The sequence below is a fragment of the Chryseobacterium sp. SC28 genome (genome assembly GCF_003932955.1).
Taxonomy (GTDB): Bacteria; Bacteroidota; Bacteroidia; order Flavobacteriales; family Weeksellaceae; genus Epilithonimonas.
This window is the reverse complement of record NZ_QOVY01000048.1, coordinates 1-1200: the sequence shown is the minus strand read 5'-3', so window position 1 is coordinate 1200 and position 1200 is coordinate 1. Positions and strand designations below refer to the sequence as shown.

Sequence of the window (1200 nt, the reverse complement as noted above, 5' to 3'; positions counted from 1 at the left end):
GAATTACCTCCAAAATCACATCTTTTACAATGATTCAATATCTCAATTTCTTTGTTTTCAAAAGAAGTTTGAACAAAATTAAAATGAATTTATCCTAAATGCACAACAGGTTATTAACAGTAATTCTCTTCAAGTGCAGCCGCCCAACCCATTATTTGTGCTTCGCTCCAACCAGTTTGATTTGTTACTGCAGCCACTCCACAACTTGTAGTATAATATATAGGATAAAGTGCTTTTACTAATTGATTGTTTAATTGAGAATCTTTTTCGACACTTTTAATTGCGATTTCATTTTTATTTTTAGAAATAGCAAATTCTTCATTAGTTTCTACTTTTGTATTAGCACTAATAAAACCCGCCGCCAAAATTCCAGCGATTAAAAACATTTTTTTCATTTTGTTTAATAATTTAAATTAATAATTCATTTAGTTGTAAATATTTTAATTTCAGCATCTTTGTTGTCAAAGCGTTTCTTCTATTTTCATTTTCATAAATCTCATTTCAATTCTCAATTTCATTTGTGTTTCAAAAATGATATTCTGATAACGTGCGTTTTTCATAAAATATCGTACAACGGGAAAAGTATTGCCGAAGAAGCGGGCTTTTTATAACCGAAATTTCAAAAGAAGCACTTCCCAAAGCAAAAATTTTTCCCTTTTTCAAATTTATAAAATTTCTTTGGAAAAGGGAAAATTTTTTGCGGATATTTTTACTAAACTCTCAAAGAATTCCTTCAACCCCGCTTTTTTTGGCAATACTNGCCGAACTTCTGCAACGCTTCGAAAGAAATATCTCCATCCTGGGCAGAAGCAAACGTACCTTAGACAATTATTCCCGTCACGTTGCAGCCTTGGCGCTTCATTTCGGTAAAGTCCCTACCGAATTAAACCCGGAAGACATCAAAGATTACCTTTTTGAACTTCAAAAGCGATCAAAAACCCCTTCTCAATCGTACTTTAAACATACCGTTTACGGACTCCGCTTTTTATTGAAGACGGAAGGTTTACCCTACAGCTACCTCCACCTTCCCGCCATTCCAAAAGTAAATAAACTGCCCACTATTTTAAGCCGGCAGGAAGTTTGGCGCATGCTTCAAAGTGCCGAACTCCTGAAACACAAACTGCTCATCGGCCTGATCTACGGGTGCGGACTGCGCTGTATGGAAGTAAGGAATATCAAGCTTCAGCATTTGGATTTCGA

General features: G+C 35.1%; 2 protein-coding genes. One reads left to right on the top strand and one right to left on the bottom strand.

Annotated features, from left to right (window positions below; all coding sequences use genetic code 11):
* Window positions 1–113: 113 nt before the first annotated feature.
* A complete protein-coding gene (locus tag DTW91_RS12615) occupies window positions 114–395 on the bottom strand; it encodes a hypothetical protein (RefSeq protein WP_124802120.1) in 282 nt (93 codons plus the stop codon).
* Window positions 396–748: 353 nt separating this feature from the next.
* Between DTW91_RS12615 and DTW91_RS12610 the strand changes: the two genes are divergently transcribed.
* Window positions 749–1200: tyrosine-type recombinase/integrase (locus tag DTW91_RS12610; RefSeq protein ID WP_228412723.1), on the top strand; the 452-nt coding region annotated here is incomplete at its 3' end.